Origin of the sequence: Hoeflea sp., assembly GCF_039975035.1 — a bacterium.
Taxonomy (GTDB): domain Bacteria; phylum Pseudomonadota; class Alphaproteobacteria; order Rhizobiales; family Rhizobiaceae; genus Hoeflea.
Window position 1 is genome coordinate 1 of sequence record NZ_JBDWHW010000065.1, and the last position, 14,869, is coordinate 14,869.

The window sequence follows — 14,869 nt, forward strand, 5'->3', positions numbered from 1 at the left end:
CTGAACCGGCGCAGCCATCCAGGCAAGCCAGTCCGCCGACGGAGCCACACTGGTCACCGCCTCCTCCCGGATCCCCGCCGCACGTTACGGCAAGCCCGAAAGGCCTTCCTCCCACCTGAACCGAAGCGTTCGCGATCCATCCGGGCGGCGGGAGCAAGTGGAGTATGGCATGGGCGCGCGATGTGGGGAAAAGATTGGCGCGATTTTGGAGTAAGCGGTTGGAAATGTTGGGGCGCGGGCCGGATTTCGTGCACGGATCCGGCGGTTTTTGCGGCGTCCGGTCTCTCCCCTTGCCGGGGAGATCGGAAGCGCGCTGTCCGGACCGGACGGGATGACGGGATTGCGTTGGTCTTGCAGTTGAGCGGCGCGCGGCGCGCCTCCTCTTGAGGTGGCAACGGAAAGCTGGTTCAACGGGAGCAGGAAATTTCCGGGGGAATCATGAGCCAGCAGCTTGTCCAGCATTTTTTGAATGATCTCGACCGGCTGAAAAAGCTTTCCGGCTCGCTGAACGAGCAAACCGTGCGTGAGGCGTTCAAGGATTTGCTCAAAGCCTGGGCGCGGCAGAACAATCTGCTGTTTGTTGCGGAACTCGATTACGCCACCGGCCAGAAGACCAAGGTCTATCCCGACGGAACCATCCTGCATGATCTGCGGGTGCCGCTGGGCTACTGGGAAGCCAAGGACACCAAGGACGACCTTGACGATGAAATCGTCAAGAAGTTTGCGCGCGGCTATCCGCAGGACAACATCATCTTTGAGAACACCGAAGAGGCGGTGCTGATCCAGCACCGGCAGGAAGCGTTCCGCTGCAAGATGGCGGACACCGAGAACCTTTTGAAACTGCTCAACCTGTTCTTCGGCTATGAACGGGCGGAAATCGCCGAGTTCCGCAAGGCAGTGGAGCTGTTCAAGGCCGATCTGCCGCATGTGCTGGAAGCGCTGCGGGAGAAAATCAACGATGCCTATGCGGACAATGCCGAATTTCAGACTGAAGCCACGCGGTTCCTCGCCCATGTCAAGGAAACGGTAAACCCGCATCTGGCGGAAGCCGATGTGCGGGAAATGCTGATCCAGCACATCCTGACCGAGGAAATCTTCGCGCATGTGTTCAACGAAGGCGATTTTCACCGCGAAAACAACATTGCCCGCGAGCTCTACCGGCTGGAAGGCGCGTTTTTCACCGGGGCGGTGAAAAAGGAAACGCTGAAAACGCTCGAGCCCTATTACGCGGCGATCCGGGCCAATGCAGCGCAGATCTCGAACCATCAGGAAAAGCAGACCTTTCTCAAGCTGATCTATGAGAATTTCTACAAGGTCTACAATCCCAAGGCCGCTGACCGGCTCGGCGTGGTCTACACGCCCAACGAGATCGTGCGCTTCATGATCGAGGGCGCGGACTGGCTGACGCAAAAGCATTTCGGCAAGGCGCTGATCGATCCCCATGTGGAAATCCTCGATCCGGCCACCGGCACCGGCACCTTCATCTGCGAGCTGATCGAATATTTTCGCGGCCAGCCGGACAAGCTTGCGCACAAATACAAGAACGAGCTGCATGCCAATGAGGTGGCGATCCTGCCCTATTACGTGGCCAATCTGAACATCGAGGCGACCTATGCGGCGGTGACCGGCCAGTTCGCCGAGTTCCCCAATCTGTGCTTTGTCGACACACTCGACAATGTCGCAGCGCTGGGCATCAAATCGGGCCATCAGCACGATCTGTTTGGCGCAATGAGCGATGAAAATATCGCCCGTGTGCAACGGCAGAATTCCAAGAAGATTTCGGTGGTCATCGGCAACCCGCCGTATAATGCCAACCAGCAGAACGAGAACGACAACAACAAGAACCGCGAATATCGCCGCGTCGATGAGCTGATCAAATCAAGCTACATCCGCAGGTCGACCGCGCAAAAGACCAAGGTCTACGACATGTATGCGCGGTTTTATCGCTGGGCCTCGGACCGGCTGCATGATGACGGCGTGTTGGCCTTCATCACCAACCGCTCGTTCATCGACAGCCGCACTTTCGACGGTTTCCGCAACTGCGTCGCGGACGAATTCTCCGACATTTATGTGGTGGATCTGGGCGGCGATGTGCGCGCCAACCCCAAACTCTCTGGCACAAAAAACAATGTCTTCGGCATCCAGACCGGCGTGGCGATCGCCTTCATGGTCAAGCACAAGGGCGCCAAGGACAAAAAGATCCATTATGTCCGCCGCCCGGAAATGGACACGGCACAGGACAAGCTCGACTGGCTTGCCGCCAATCCGGCCAGTCGAGTGAAATTCGAGCGGATCGAGCCGGACAAGAACGCCAACTGGATCAATCTGACAGAAAACAATTGGGATGAGTTGATCCCGGTTGCAAGCAAGGCTGAGAAGGCTGGGAAAAAGGGAGCCAAGGATCGGGCTATTTTCAAGCAGTTTGGGAACGGTGTTAATACAGCACGTGACCACTGGGTGACTGATCATTCACCTGTCGAATTAGGGAGAAAGGTTGAACTGGCATTACGTCTATATTCGCGCTCATTGGAGATCGGCTCCCTTGATAGCCGACTTAAATGGTCACGAAATCTAAAATCAAAATGGACCGCATCGAAATCCGAACAATTCAGCCAAGCACACATGCGAGCGTATAATTATCGACCGTTCCTACGTCTCAAGGCATATCTGTCGCCTTTATTGATCGATGAGTTAGGATTTATGGTTCAGCAAGATGGATCTGATAACTTTCACATTGCCTTCCCGAATGGCGGCAATTTTCGATGCCTTGCTAGCGATTTTCCGGTAGACTTCCATTTTATCGGCGATTCTAGGGTCATCTCCCGCTACCGCTATTCCAAGGACGGCGAGAAGATCGACAACATCACCGACTGGGCGCTCAAGCAGTTCCGGGCGGCATATGGGAAGCCACTTCCTTCTCCCCTTGCGGGAGAAGGTGGATCGGCGCGAAGCGACGAGACGGATGAGGGGGCGGCCGCGCAGGGTCGAGCCACGGGTCTCGACCCGTCCTTCGGACCCCCTCATCCGTCAGCTTCGCTGACACCTTCTCCCACAAGGGGAGAAGGGAGGGCCGGCGGCAAGCCCGGCGCCATCTCCAAGGACGCGATCTTCCATTATGTCTATGGCGTGCTGCATGATCCGGTGTACCGGGAGACATACGCGATCAATCTGAAGCGCGAATTTCCGCGGATTCCGTTCTATCCGGATTTCTGGCAATGGGCGGACTGGGGCGAGAGACTGATGGCGCTGCATATCGGCTACGAGACGGTGGAGCCATGGCCGCTGGAGCGGATTGACGAGCCTGACGAGCGGGCGCGCGAGGCAGGCGTTGCGCCCAAGGCAATGCTCAAATCCGATCATGACAATGGCACAATCAGGCTCGACAGCGAGACGCAACTGACCGGCATTCCGGCTGAAGTCTGGAGCTACCGGCTCGGCAACCGTTCGGGCCTCGACTGGATACTGGACCAGTACAAGGAAAAGACACCGCGCGACCCGACCATCCGTGAGAAATTCAACACCTACCGCTTCGCCGATTACAAGGACACCGTGATCGACCTTCTGGCGCGGGTGACGCGGGTCAGCGTCGAGACGGTGGCGATCACCGAGGCGATGAAGGGAGCGAAGCGATGAAGGGACCGATAGGCTTTGAAAAAGCCATGCACGGTATTTACACAACCGCCAAAGCGGAGCTCGGTTACAATGCGCGCATCTTTTTGCGGATGCTCCATGACCATGGCGGTTTGGGGACGGCCAAGAAATTGATAAATGCGGATACAATTTCCGATGGCTATGCGTTCCTGACGGGCCATGACCGGCTTGATCTTACCGTTGAATATCTGGTGGTGAACAACGAAAAATGGCATCATCTGTTTGAACCAATCGAAATAGAACGGGCTCGCAAAAGGCTCGGGGCCTTGAATGAGACTCCAGGAAGCTAGCCACTGACTTCCGCCCGCCGGAGACCTGCGCCATGAGCCTTGAATTTCTCATTACCACGCTGATCGTGGTGCTTTTGCCCGGCACCGGGGTGATCTATACGCTGGCGACGGGGCTGGGGCGCTGATGGGGGTGCGGCTGGTGCTGAGGCAAGGCCCCCTCAACCGTCAGCTTCGCTGACACCTTCTCCCACGAGGGGAGAAGCAAAGGCCGGCGCGAGGGGCACGGCCCCGGCGGAACCGATGGTTACCACCTCGATGCCGGGCCACGCACGGTGGCTGGGGGCAAGGCGAGATTCGCAACGGGGCACCAATCCTTCTCCCCTCGTGGGAGAAGGTGGATCGACGCGCCAGCGTCGAGACGGATGAGGGGGCACAGTGAGGAAACCTTTTTGGCGCTGACCCGTTGCCTGCCAGAGACGGCGCGCCTATGTTGCGTTGCATGACGGGGCATAAAAGCTCCGCGACACTTCACAAATGAGGAGAGACACATGGCCCTCGAACTGCCAGCCCTGCCCTATGATTACGATGCGCTTGCGCCCTATATGTCGCGCGAGACGCTGGAATTTCACCATGACAAGCACCATCAGGCCTATGTCACCAAGGGCAATGAGCTGCTGGAAGGCAGCCCGCTTGCCGGCAAGTCGCTCGAAGAGATCTGCAAGGCAGCCTTTGACGAGAAGAACGCCGGCCTGATCAACAATGTCGGCCAGCACTACAACCACCTGCATTTCTGGCAGTGGATGAAGAAGGGCGGCGGCGGCTCCAAGATGCCGGGTTCGCTGGAAAAGGCGATCGCTTCGGATCTCGGCGGTTTTGACAAGTTCAAGGCCGATTTCGTCGCCGCCGGCGTCGGCCAGTTCGGCTCCGGCTGGGCCTGGCTGGCGGTGAAGAACGGCAAGCTTGAAATCATGAAGACACCGAACGGCGAAAACCCGCTGATGCACGGCGCATCGCCGGTGCTGGGCTGCGATGTGTGGGAACACAGCTACTACATCGACTACCGCAACGCGCGGCCGAAATATCTCGAGGCGTTCATCGACAATCTGATCAACTGGGATCATGTCGCTGAAATGTACGAAGCCGCCGTCTGAGCCGGCTTGGCCTGTACCAGCATCAACAAGCCCGGAGCGATGCCAACGCTCCGGGCTTTTTTGTGGCCGCGGGACGGATTTTGCCGTTACACAGTGTTCAACAAAAAGTGACTTGCCTGTCAAAGGGTGCTTGCACCCATGATGTCAGGCCTGCATTCTGCCGATTAACGATCACCAGGAGAGACCTCATGAAATTTCGCACCTTGTTCGCCGCAGCCCTCATCGGAGCCGCAGGTCTTGCGCCCGCACTCGCCGCTGACGAACCGCAAGTGGTTCGCCAGGAAATGATGAAGAAAGTCGGCGGCGCAACCGGCGCCATGGCCAAGATGGTCAAGGGCGAGGCCGATTACGACGCCGCCGCCGTGTTGGCGGCGCTGAGCACGATCAGCGAAGTGGCAGGGACAATCGGCGCGTATTTCCCCGAAGGGTCGGACACCGGATTTGAAACCGAAGCCGCACCGGCGATCTGGACCGACATGGACGGCTTCAAGGCCAAGATGGCCGCCTTCAAGGCCGATGCCGATGCCGGCGTTGCCGCTGCTCCCGCCGATCTCGACGGGCTGAAGGCGGTATTCGGACCGCTGACCAAGAATTGCGGCGCCTGCCATGAGACCTACCGTCTGAAGAAGAGCTGATGCGCTTGCCGGGCCTTGCTGTATCGATCGGGCGCCAGCCGTGAACCGGCTGGTGCTCTCACTTGGCCTGGCCGCCCTGGCCGGTGCGGCGGTGGCGTTCGTCGTCACCGCACCGCGCCCCGTGGGGTCCGAACGGCTGGAAGCAATCGCCGCGCTTGAAGGCAATGCCGAGGCCGGGGAGACGCTGTTCTGGGCCGGCGGCTGTGTCTCCTGCCATGCGGCCCCCGGCTCGACCGGCGAGGCGCAGCTGGTGCTGTCGGGCGGGGTGCGGCTGAAAAGCGATTTCGGCACCTTCATCGGCCCCAATATCTCGCCCGATCCGGACGCGGGCATCGGCGCCTGGTCGATCTCCGACTTCGCCAATGCGATGCTGGCCGGGGTTTCGCCCGATGGCGGGCATTATTATCCGGCGTTTCCCTATGGTTCATACACGCGGATGAGCGATGGCGACATCGCCGACCTGTTCGCGTTTCTCAAAACCCTGCCTGCCAGCGACATCGCCTCGCTGCCGCACGAGGTCGGGTTTCCGTTCAACATCCGCCGGTCGCTGGGTGGGTGGAAATTTTTGTTCTTCACCGATCAGCCGCGCGTGGCGCCGGCCGCCAACGATGCGCAGATCGCGCGCGGGCAATATCTGGTCGAGGGACCGGGCCATTGCGGCGAATGCCACACGCCGCGCAACCCGATCGGCGGCTTTGTCAGCGACGCCTGGCTGTCGGGCGCGCAAAACCCCGAGGGCGAAGGGGTGATCCCCAATCTCACGCCGGGCGGCAAGTCGATCGGTGGATGGAGCGCCTCCGACATCGCCTATTATCTGGAAAGCGGCTTCACCCCGGATTTCGACAGCGTCGGCGGATCGATGGTGGAGGTGCAGAAGAACATGACGCATCTGACAGGCGCCGACCGGGATGCGATCGCCGCCTATCTCAAGGCGCTGCCCGAACGGCCCAATGGCTGGGAGTGAACCGGGGCTGGGAATGAACGAGGCTTGCGGGCTTTCACTGACTTTCAACTGAACGCACTGCTGCGCGGTCAGTTGGTCAGGCGGGTCACCTGCGCGGCGGCTTCCTTGCCAATATCGGTAAAGGCCTTGAGCAACTCGTCAGCACTTTGGGCGTCGTAATAGCGGTCGTCGCCCGATGCGCAAGCCTTGAGCAGGGCCTGCCCCCGCTCTGGCGCCTGAAAAGCCACCGAAAAGATGGTCACTTTGTTGTCCTTGGCTGTTTGGCAATGTTGCTTGGTGGTCTTGTCGGCGTAGTCATCCTTCCATTCACTTCCGGTGTCGTGCTCGCCATCGGTCATGAACACGATGAATTTCAGCGGGTTTTTTGACTGGTTCTTGGAAAAATGCTCGTTGATTTCCCCCGAACCGGTGACCGTATCAACAGCCCATTCCATCGCGTCGACAGAGTATGTGCCGTTTTCCGCGACCAGAGCGTTGGCGAAGTCCTTGACCCCGGATTTGTTCCAGGTCGGATTGAACTTGTCACTGGCGACGGTCTCGAAGTTGTAGGCCACAGCACCAATCCGGGCATATTCGTTGGTGGTGTCGGACTCGGAGATGTGATCGACGAGATTGCCGACAGCTTCCTTGAGAACGGTCATCTTGGGAGTTCCGGTCAGGATCTCCCTGGTGCCGCACTGGTAAGTCCAGCGGCCCCATCCGCAATAGGCCGGGACGGTTTCCTTTACCGAGCCCCAACTCATCGATCCCGAGCGGTCCAGCACCAGCATCATCGAAAGCGGATTGGATGCATCCAGCGCCGATTCCGACGTGCCGCTGATGGCGACCTTGAGTTCGTTGCGGCCCGACAGCCGCGCAAACTTTGTTGCTTCCTGGGTGCCGACGGCGTCGACCTTGACCTGCCAAACGGTTTTCTTGCCGCTGCCGCTCGAGACGATCGTCACGGTGGGCACTGCGGAGAATTCGGTGAAGGCCTTGGAATCCTCGCTGACAAGCCCCTGGAAAAATTTCGCGGCATAGGCCTTGGCATCGGCCTCGTCGAGAGTTCCCGCCGCCAGCTGGCTCGCGGTTGCCAGCGCCGACGCGTCCGTAGCATTCTGCAGATGGGTTTTCATCGACAGCGCATTGGTGGTATCCAGCGCCAGGCTTCCGGCAACAAACACCACCGGCACCAGGATGGCCGCCATCATGGCGAAATTGCCATCCGTCTTGCGGATCAGTTCTAACATTCTAGCCATCATGGCTGTCTTGGTCATGACGAGACTCCGTTCGCCTGGAAAGACTTATGCAAACAGAATACGCGCAGGCCCGTGACTATTGGCTTAAGCGAACTGGTAAAATGTTAGTAAATTCTAATCTGAAACAGATTTACGGTTGAACCCCGGCACCAGGGCTCAACTCACACCTATCGGGCACGATTGCGATCCAAAACAGAACAGCGGCGGGCCTCCAGAGCACCGTTTGATCAGGTCTTGCCGACGATCTTGAGCGCAAAGGCATATTCATAGGCAATTTCCTCGAGCCGCTGAAACCGGCCCGAAGCGCCGGCATGACCCGCTGCCATGTTGATCTTGAACAGGACCGGGGCGTTGCCGGTGGACACTTCGCGCAGTCGCGCCACCCATTTGGCCGGCTCCCAATAGGTCACGCGCGGATCGGTCAGGCCGGCCACCGCCAGGATTGGCGGATAGGCCTGAGCTGCGACATTGTCGTAAGGCGAATAGCCGGCGATGGTCCGGTAATCATCAAGCGAGGCGACCGGATTTCCCCATTCGGGCCATTCCGGCGGCGTCAACGGCAAGGTGTCGTCGAGCATGGTGTTGAGCACGTCGACGAAGGGAACCGCAGCAATGATGCCGCCAAAGGCATCGGGCGCCATATTGGCCACAGCCCCCATCAGCATGCCGCCGGCGGAGCCGCCTTGCGCAACGATGCGATCGTGCGAGGTGAAGTTTTCGTTGTCGAGATACCGGGCGGCGGCAATGAAATCGGTGAACGTGTTGGTCTTGTTGCCACGCTTGCCGGCCTCATACCAGCCAAAGCCTTTTTCCTTGCCGCCGCGAATATGAGCGATGGCATAGACAAAGCCGCGATCGACCAGCGACAGGCAATTGGTGTTGAACCCGGCCGGGATCGCTATCCCGTAGGAGCCATAACCATAGAGCAGGCAGGGGGCTGTTCCATCAAGGCGCGTGTCACGCCGGTAGAGCAGCGTCACCGGCACCAGTTCGCCATCTTCCGCGGGCGCCATGACGCGGCGGGTGACATAGTCGCCCGGAGTGTGACCGGAGGGCACCTCGTCGCGCTTGAGCAGCGTGCGCTGGCGCGTGGTCATGTTGTAATCATAGAGTTCGGACGGCGTCGTCATCGAGGAATAGCTGAAGCGGACGATATCGGTGTCGTATTCCATCGATCCGTGGAAGCCGAGCGCATAGGCTTCCTCGTCAAAGGCGATGGCGTGCTCTTCGCCGGTTGTCCGGTCACGCACAACGATGCGCGGCAGTCCGTTTTCGCGCTCCATCCAGACCAGATGATTGCGGTAGGCGCTGACCGAGAGGATCAGCCGGCCTTGCTTGTGCGGCACCACCTCGCTCCAGTTTTCAAGTCCCGGCGCGGTGACCGGGGCCTGCATGATCTTGAAATCCTTGGCGCCATCGGCGTTGGTCAGGATGAAAAACACATCGCCGCCTTCGCTCAGCGCATATTCGACGCCGGTCTGGCGTCTGGCCACAAGTTGCGGTTTGGCGGCGGGATCGGTTGCAGGCATCACCCAGCATTCCGATGTCTCGTGATCGTTGATGCCGATCATGATGTAATCATTGAGGCTCGAGCCGGAGACGCCCATGAAGAAGCCGGAATCGGTTTCCTCGTGGATCAGCACGTCGTCGGTCTGCGCGGTTCCCAGACGATGATAGAAGATCTTGCTGGGGCGGTGGTTGTCATCGACAGCGGTGTAGAAGAACCCGGTGCAATCGGCGGCCCATGCGCCGCCCCCGCCGGTGTTCTCGATCAACTCCGCGCTGTCTTCGCCGGTCGAAAGGTCGCGCACCTTCAAGCTGAAGAATTCCGAGCCCTTGTCGTCATAGCCCCAGATCATTGCCGCGTGATCGGGCGAGTGAGCGGTGCCGGAGAGCCGGAAATAGGCCTTGCCTTCGGCCTCGAGATCGCCGTCGAGCATGATCTGCTCATCGCCACCCGTGCGCGGAACGCGGAAATATTTCGGCTGTTCGCCGCCGGTGACAAAGCGCACGCCGTAAAGCCAGGGACCATCGGGCGCGGGCACCGAGCTGTCGTCTTCCTTGATGCGGCCGCGCATTTCGGCGAACAGGGTTTTCTGCAGCTCTGCAGTGTCAGCCATGGCGGCCTGCTGGTAGGCGTTTTCGGCCTCCAGATGGGTGCGGATCGCCGGATCGAGAATCGAGGGATCCTTGAACATCGCCTGCCAGTTGCCATCGCGCATCCAGGCATAGTCATCGGTGCGGGTGACACCATGGCGGGTATCACTGAGAGGGCGTTTTTCAGCGACGGGGGCAGCAGGCAGATTTGCAAATACGGACAAGAACAACTCCATGATCGGACAGGCGGCTGGCAAAGAGCCGGCACCCCGACATAGAGCTCACGGAGTGAGCGATCAAGGTGACGGCGGGTTAAATCCACCCTGTCAGCATTTGCCCGGCGATGTCATTGCTGCATGAAGAGCGCTGACGAGGTCAGGCCAGATCACCCGCCGGGCGAATGCGGCCGACTTCGATGCCGTTCCAGTTCTTCAGCGTCTTGCGCGACCAATCGCCAAGCCGGGACGAGAGTTGCTCGTCATCGGAAAACAGCCTGGCCAGCACCGCGCCGATCATGGCTTCGGCGCCACGGGTGGAGCCGTCCTCGCATTTGAGCGCGATGCCGTAGCCCTTTTCGGGGATGGCGGCGCAGAAGACGCCCTCGGCGCCGGTCTTGGCGAAGATCTTGCCGGGCGCGATGCTCATCAGTTCGGTGCAGGCGCGGCGGGTGCCGGCGACATACCAGGGCTCGGCCATGCAGGCTGACATCAATCGTTGCGCGGCCCTGGCGCGCTCGGGTCCGAGGCCTGTGCCGGACGCCATGCGGGCAAAGCCGTGGGCGATGGTGTTGAGAGGGGCGGCATAGGTCGGGATCGAGCAGCCGTCGGTGCCGCAATTGTCATGACCGAGCGCGGTGCCGGTGAGATCTGCCATGACGTCGCGCACCGATGACTGGACGAAATGATCGTAGCCGACATAGCCGTGATGATCGACGCCGGCATGGCATGACAGGCAGAGGAAGCCTGAATGTTTGCCGGAGCAATTGTTGCCGAGCTGGTTGGGCTTGTCGCCGGCGCGAGCCTGCTCGATCAGCACTTTCTGCTCGGAACTCCAATGGCAGCCGCATTCAAAATCGGCTTCCGACAGACCGGCGCGGGCAACGATATCGCCGGCCATCCGCATGTGTTCGGGTTCGCCGGAATGGGATGAGCAGGCAAGCGCCAGCTCCTTGTCGCCAAAATGATAGCGGTCGGCAGCGCCGGTTTCGACCAGCGGCAGCGCCTGCATGGATTTGACCGCCGAGCGCGGAAACACCGGGGTTTCGACGTCGCCCAGGCTCAGCACCACCGCGCCGTCGCCATCCATCACCACGGCCATGCCGCGATGTCGGCTTTCAACCATCTGGCCACGGGTGACTTCGACGAGAACGGGATTGGACATGGGGGCTTCCTGGCAATGACGAGAGCGGGTGAAGGCCGGATCGGGTCCGGTTCGTTGGTCCAACTGATCGCAGAAGCAGCCATTTTGGGCAAGAGCTGTGCATGAAACAGCGTCGAAACCTCACAGTGTCGTTCAACCCATGCCGGTTGCAGTGTTTTCCGGATGATGTGCCGGGATCGCATCCGCAGTTTGGCAAGCAACTGAAAATTCGCGGTTATCGCCCCCCGGCGAGTGGGCGGAAGCAATCGCCGGGGCGATGAAATGGCTGCGGCGCGGGATTGCGAAACAGGGATTTCAGGCTTGCGGTTTATCCCCACGCTTGTGCGCCCAGCTAGACTTGTCTCCAGCCCCACCAGGAAAAATCGGAGACTATCATGGCTCAGCTTTCAATCTTCACATCGCTGTTTTCATGGCTGCCACGCTGGATGGCGGCTTCAGCCGACACAGCCGCTACTGCCGCCTCGCCCACTCCCGCAGCGGCTGCCTCGCCACTCTCCCAGAAACCTGTCCAACCCGAAACGAGGATCGCCTGGGGCGCCAGAGTTTCAGGCGAGTTCAAGCGCAAGACCATCGCCATCTCCCGCCGGCTTAACATGGACCCCAGCCATCTGATGGCGATCATGGCCTTCGAGACCGGACGCAGTTTCGACCCGGCTGTCAGCAATCGCGCTGGCTCCGGCGCCACCGGCCTGATCCAGTTCATGCCCGCCACCGCCAGAGGGCTGGGGACCACAACCGGCAGGCTGGCGGCGATGGATGCTGTCGACCAGCTCGATTATGTCGAGAAATACCTCGCGCCCCATGCCGGCAGGATGACCGATCTTGCAAGCGCCTATATGGCGGTGCTGTTTCCCCGCGCGGTCGACAAGCAGCCGGGTTACGTGCTGTTCCGCAAAGGCTCAAAGGCCTACAAGCTCAATCGCGGACTCGATACCGATGGCAACGGTTCTGTGACCAAGGCCGAAGCCGCGGCCAAGGTGCAGGCTGTGCTCACCGAGGGGCTGCGCCCGGGACTGATCGGTTGACGGCGCAGCTGTTGCTGTTTGCTCGGGACAGCTCTGCGCCGGATCCAGCATCCGGCCGATCAGCGGCTGATTTTGCGGGTCTCCGGTGCCGCAAGAGAGACCAATCAGGCCCGGAAGATCTGCTCTCCGGTTCTCGCGGCCACCCCAAATTGGTCTGCCCAAAAGTCGAGAATGGACCTTTCGACTGGACCACTCCGGTCATCTGATGAGGTCTTCAAACCGTTGATCCGGGGAGCCGATGCTCGTTCCCCCCGACCGGGCGGTTTGGCTGCAGGATCGATAACAAGGGCAAAAGCCGGAACGGCGCGCTGCGCCACGAGAGGACGAAACTATGAAACTACTGGTAGGAAAACTGTTGGCGACCGCGACGGTGATCATCGCGGTATCGGCAGGTGTCGCCAACGCAGAGACCTTGCGCCTGCTCACCTGGGGCAGCTATGCGCCCGAGGAAGTGATCAAGCTTTTCGAAGCCGAGTATCCCGAAATCACCGTCGAGGCGACATTTTCGAACAATGAGGAAATGGTAGCCAAACTGCGCGCCACCGGCGGCGCCGGCTTTGACCTCGCGCAACCCGGCTTCAACCGCGTCGCCGCAGCCCAGCAGGAATATGACATCTACAAGCCGATCGATCTTGCCAGGATCGACACCGATGCACTGCGTCCGGATTTCCTGGAACAGGTCAAGCGGGTCGCCGCAGTCGATGGCGTGGTTTATTCCATCCCGCACATGTGGGGCACCTCCGGCCTGGTCGTCGACAAGTCAAAGGCACCCGAAATCAAGGACTGGCTGGATATCTGCGACCCGCAATATGAAGGCAGGACGTCGATGCGGCTGAAGCGGTCGATCCTTGTCGGGTCCGCATTTGCGCTTGGTTACAACCCTTATGAGGCTTACGCCGACCTCGACGCCTACGGCAAGATCCTTGACGAGGTTTCCGAAAAGCTGATCGCCTGCAAGAGCGTCATCAAGACTTATTGGACCGGCGGCGACGATCTGGCCAACCTGATGATGTCGGGTGAAGTCGTGGCATCCGATACGTGGGACTCGACCGCCTTCAAGCTCAACCAGCAGAATCCGGATCTCGTCTATGTGCCGCCAAAATCCGGCACGCTCGGCTGGATCGACACCTTCACCCTGCCCAAGAAGGGCGAGGCTGATGATGCAGCCTACAAGTGGATCAACTTCGTGCTCCGCCCGGACATCATTCCGCTGATTTCCGCCAGCACCGGCTCGATCGTTGCAACCACCAACGGGATTGATCTGCTGCCCGGCGACATGAAGTCAATTGTCGCCGGCGCCTTCACCGAGGCAGACCTGGCCAATATCAAGTTTGCCGCACGGATCCTGCCCGGCGTCGAAGATCTCGAGGGCAAGGTGCTCGAACGGATCAAGGCCGCCAACTAAACGCTACAGGCAGCGCCGGGAGAACACTCCTCCCCGGCGCTGCCGATCTCTGCTTCGAAGTCGTCGACCGGCGCCGGTCGGGTGGTCCGGTGGCAAAGGCTGACCGGGCGTGCCGCTCCCTCTCCCGCCGGCGCGCATGAGGATCGCATACGCGGCGTTCCATTTCGCGATTGCACCGCGCCGGTGGATCGCTAAGCTTGCGGCAGGCCCACCGGAATCTCCTTATCAATCCATGTTGCGCACAATCCTGATTACCCTTCTGGGGCCGATGCTCTGGGGCACCACCTATGCGGTGTTCACCGAAACACTGCCGCTCAGCCATCCGCTGCTCACCGGCGCGATGCGGGCGCTGCCGGCCGGGCTGATTCTTTTGATGCTGAACCCGCGGATACCGCCGGTGGCGGCATTGAAACGCCACGCGGTGATCGGATTGAGCAATATCGCGGTGTTCTTCGCACTGCTGTTTGTCGCTGCCGCCCGGATGCCCGGCGGGCTGGCGGCGACGCTCGGCGCGGTCCAGCCGCTGGTGGTGATCCTGGTCTCGGCCTGGCTGATCGGCCGCGCGCCGCATCCGGTGCAGTTGCTGGCGGGCATCGCCGGCATTGTCGGCGTGGGACTGCTGGTGCTGTCGCCCGAGGCCCGGCCCGACCCGATCGGGGTGGCGGCGGCCATCGGCGGAGCATTGTCGATGGCGGCAGGCACGGTGCTGATCGATCGCTGGGGGCGGATGGGATCGCCGCTCGAGACCACAACCTGGCAACTGATCTTCGGCGGGGCGATGCTGATGCCGGTGGCGCTGGTCGTCGAGGGGCTGCCGCCGGCGCCGAGGCTTACGGAAATCATCGGCTATGGCTGGCTGATGCTGCTGGGCACCGCGTTTGCCTATTTCGTCTGGACCCGCGGCATCGGCCGGCTGGGGCCGAGCGCGGTCTATCTGGCGCTGGCCAGCCCGGTGGTGGCGACAGCCATCGGGGCGATCGCGCTGGGCGAATGGTTCAACCCGCTGCAGTGGGCCGGCATGGCACTGGTGATCGGCGCAACAGCGGTGGGCGTATCGATCCGGCGGCAGGCATAACAGCCGAATTCAGGCCTA

General features: G+C 60.5%; 11 protein-coding genes and 1 pseudogene. 9 read left to right on the top strand and 3 right to left on the bottom strand.

Annotated elements, in window-relative coordinates:
- Positions 1 to 438: 438 nt before the first annotated feature.
- The 6 genes and pseudogenes from ABJN75_RS04910 to ABJN75_RS04935 all read left to right on the top strand — a co-directional run bounded on the left by ABJN75_RS04910 (position 439) and on the right by ABJN75_RS04935 (position 6,631).
- The gene (locus tag ABJN75_RS04910; protein ID WP_348437423.1) at positions 439 to 3,633 is read left to right on the top strand and encodes a type ISP restriction/modification enzyme; all 3,195 of its coding nucleotides are present in this window, start codon (positions 439 to 441) and stop codon (positions 3,631 to 3,633) included.
- The gene (locus tag ABJN75_RS04915; RefSeq protein WP_348437425.1) at positions 3,630 to 3,941 is read left to right on the top strand and encodes a hypothetical protein; all 312 of its coding nucleotides are present in this window, start codon (positions 3,630 to 3,632) and stop codon (positions 3,939 to 3,941) included. The genes ABJN75_RS04910 and ABJN75_RS04915 overlap by 4 nt, the downstream gene beginning before the upstream one ends.
- A gap of 32 nt (positions 3,942 to 3,973) precedes the next feature.
- Positions 3,974 to 4,063 (top strand): annotated as a pseudogene (locus tag ABJN75_RS04920) (LysE family translocator); the annotation flags it as partial.
- Positions 4,064 to 4,429: 366 nt separating this feature from the next.
- Positions 4,430 to 5,032: a superoxide dismutase gene (locus ABJN75_RS04925; protein ID WP_348437427.1), complete on the top strand. Its 603-nt coding sequence runs from the start codon at positions 4,430 to 4,432 to the stop codon at positions 5,030 to 5,032.
- Between the two features lie 188 nt (positions 5,033 to 5,220).
- The gene (locus ABJN75_RS04930; RefSeq protein ID WP_348437429.1) at positions 5,221 to 5,667 is read left to right on the top strand and encodes a cytochrome c; all 447 of its coding nucleotides are present in this window, start codon (positions 5,221 to 5,223) and stop codon (positions 5,665 to 5,667) included.
- A gap of 40 nt (positions 5,668 to 5,707) precedes the next feature.
- On the top strand, positions 5,708 to 6,631 hold the full coding sequence (locus tag ABJN75_RS04935; protein WP_348437431.1) for a cytochrome c: 924 nt from the start codon (positions 5,708 to 5,710) through the stop codon (positions 6,629 to 6,631).
- A 68-nt stretch (positions 6,632 to 6,699) separates the two neighbouring features.
- Here ABJN75_RS04935 and ABJN75_RS04940 read toward each other — a convergent pair whose 3' ends face one another.
- From ABJN75_RS04940 to ABJN75_RS04950, 3 genes are all read right to left on the bottom strand, one after another.
- A complete protein-coding gene (locus ABJN75_RS04940; protein WP_348437433.1) occupies positions 6,700 to 7,887 on the bottom strand; it encodes a TadE/TadG family type IV pilus assembly protein in 1,188 nt (395 codons plus the stop codon).
- Between the two features lie 209 nt (positions 7,888 to 8,096).
- Entirely contained in the window at positions 8,097 to 10,202 is a 2,106-nt protein-coding gene (locus tag ABJN75_RS04945) for a S9 family peptidase (protein ID WP_348437435.1), read from the bottom strand.
- 139 nt (positions 10,203 to 10,341) lie between these two features.
- On the bottom strand, positions 10,342 to 11,346 hold the full coding sequence (locus ABJN75_RS04950; protein ID WP_348437437.1) for an asparaginase: 1,005 nt from the start codon (positions 11,344 to 11,346) through the stop codon (positions 10,342 to 10,344).
- Between the two features lie 374 nt (positions 11,347 to 11,720).
- On the opposite strand from ABJN75_RS04950, the gene ABJN75_RS04955 reads away from it, so the two are divergent.
- From ABJN75_RS04955 to ABJN75_RS04965, 3 genes are all read left to right on the top strand, one after another.
- Positions 11,721 to 12,371, top strand: coding sequence for a transglycosylase SLT domain-containing protein (locus ABJN75_RS04955; protein ID WP_348437439.1), 651 nt, complete (start codon positions 11,721 to 11,723; stop codon positions 12,369 to 12,371).
- Between the two features lie 331 nt (positions 12,372 to 12,702).
- Positions 12,703 to 13,776 (top strand): extracellular solute-binding protein, encoded by a 1,074-nt coding sequence (locus ABJN75_RS04960; RefSeq protein WP_348437441.1) that lies wholly within the window; start codon positions 12,703 to 12,705, stop codon positions 13,774 to 13,776.
- 232 nt (positions 13,777 to 14,008) lie between these two features.
- Positions 14,009 to 14,851, top strand: a complete 843-nt coding sequence (locus ABJN75_RS04965; RefSeq protein ID WP_348437443.1) for an EamA family transporter — start codon at positions 14,009 to 14,011, stop codon at positions 14,849 to 14,851.
- The last annotated feature ends 18 nt before the right edge of the window (positions 14,852 to 14,869 follow it).

Excerpts from the sequence above, each read along its gene's own strand:
- ABJN75_RS04955 (WP_348437439.1), top strand. The coding sequence starts at position 11,721 with ATGGCTCAGCTTTCAATCTTCACATCGCTGTTTTCATGGCTGCCACGC.
- ABJN75_RS04960 (WP_348437441.1), top strand. The coding sequence starts at position 12,703 with ATGAAACTACTGGTAGGAAAACTGTTGGCGACCGCGACGGTGATCATC.
- ABJN75_RS04910 (WP_348437423.1), top strand. The coding sequence starts at position 439 with ATGAGCCAGCAGCTTGTCCAGCATTTTTTGAATGATCTCGACCGGCTG.
- ABJN75_RS04945 (WP_348437435.1), bottom strand. The coding sequence starts at position 10,202 with ATGGAGTTGTTCTTGTCCGTATTTGCAAATCTGCCTGCTGCCCCCGTC.
- ABJN75_RS04925 (WP_348437427.1), top strand. The coding sequence starts at position 4,430 with ATGGCCCTCGAACTGCCAGCCCTGCCCTATGATTACGATGCGCTTGCG.
- ABJN75_RS04915 (WP_348437425.1), top strand. The coding sequence starts at position 3,630 with ATGAAGGGACCGATAGGCTTTGAAAAAGCCATGCACGGTATTTACACA.
- ABJN75_RS04930 (WP_348437429.1), top strand. The coding sequence starts at position 5,221 with ATGAAATTTCGCACCTTGTTCGCCGCAGCCCTCATCGGAGCCGCAGGT.
- ABJN75_RS04965 (WP_348437443.1), top strand. The coding sequence starts at position 14,009 with ATGTTGCGCACAATCCTGATTACCCTTCTGGGGCCGATGCTCTGGGGC.
- ABJN75_RS04940 (WP_348437433.1), bottom strand. The coding sequence starts at position 7,887 with ATGACCAAGACAGCCATGATGGCTAGAATGTTAGAACTGATCCGCAAG.
- ABJN75_RS04950 (WP_348437437.1), bottom strand. The coding sequence starts at position 11,346 with ATGTCCAATCCCGTTCTCGTCGAAGTCACCCGTGGCCAGATGGTTGAA.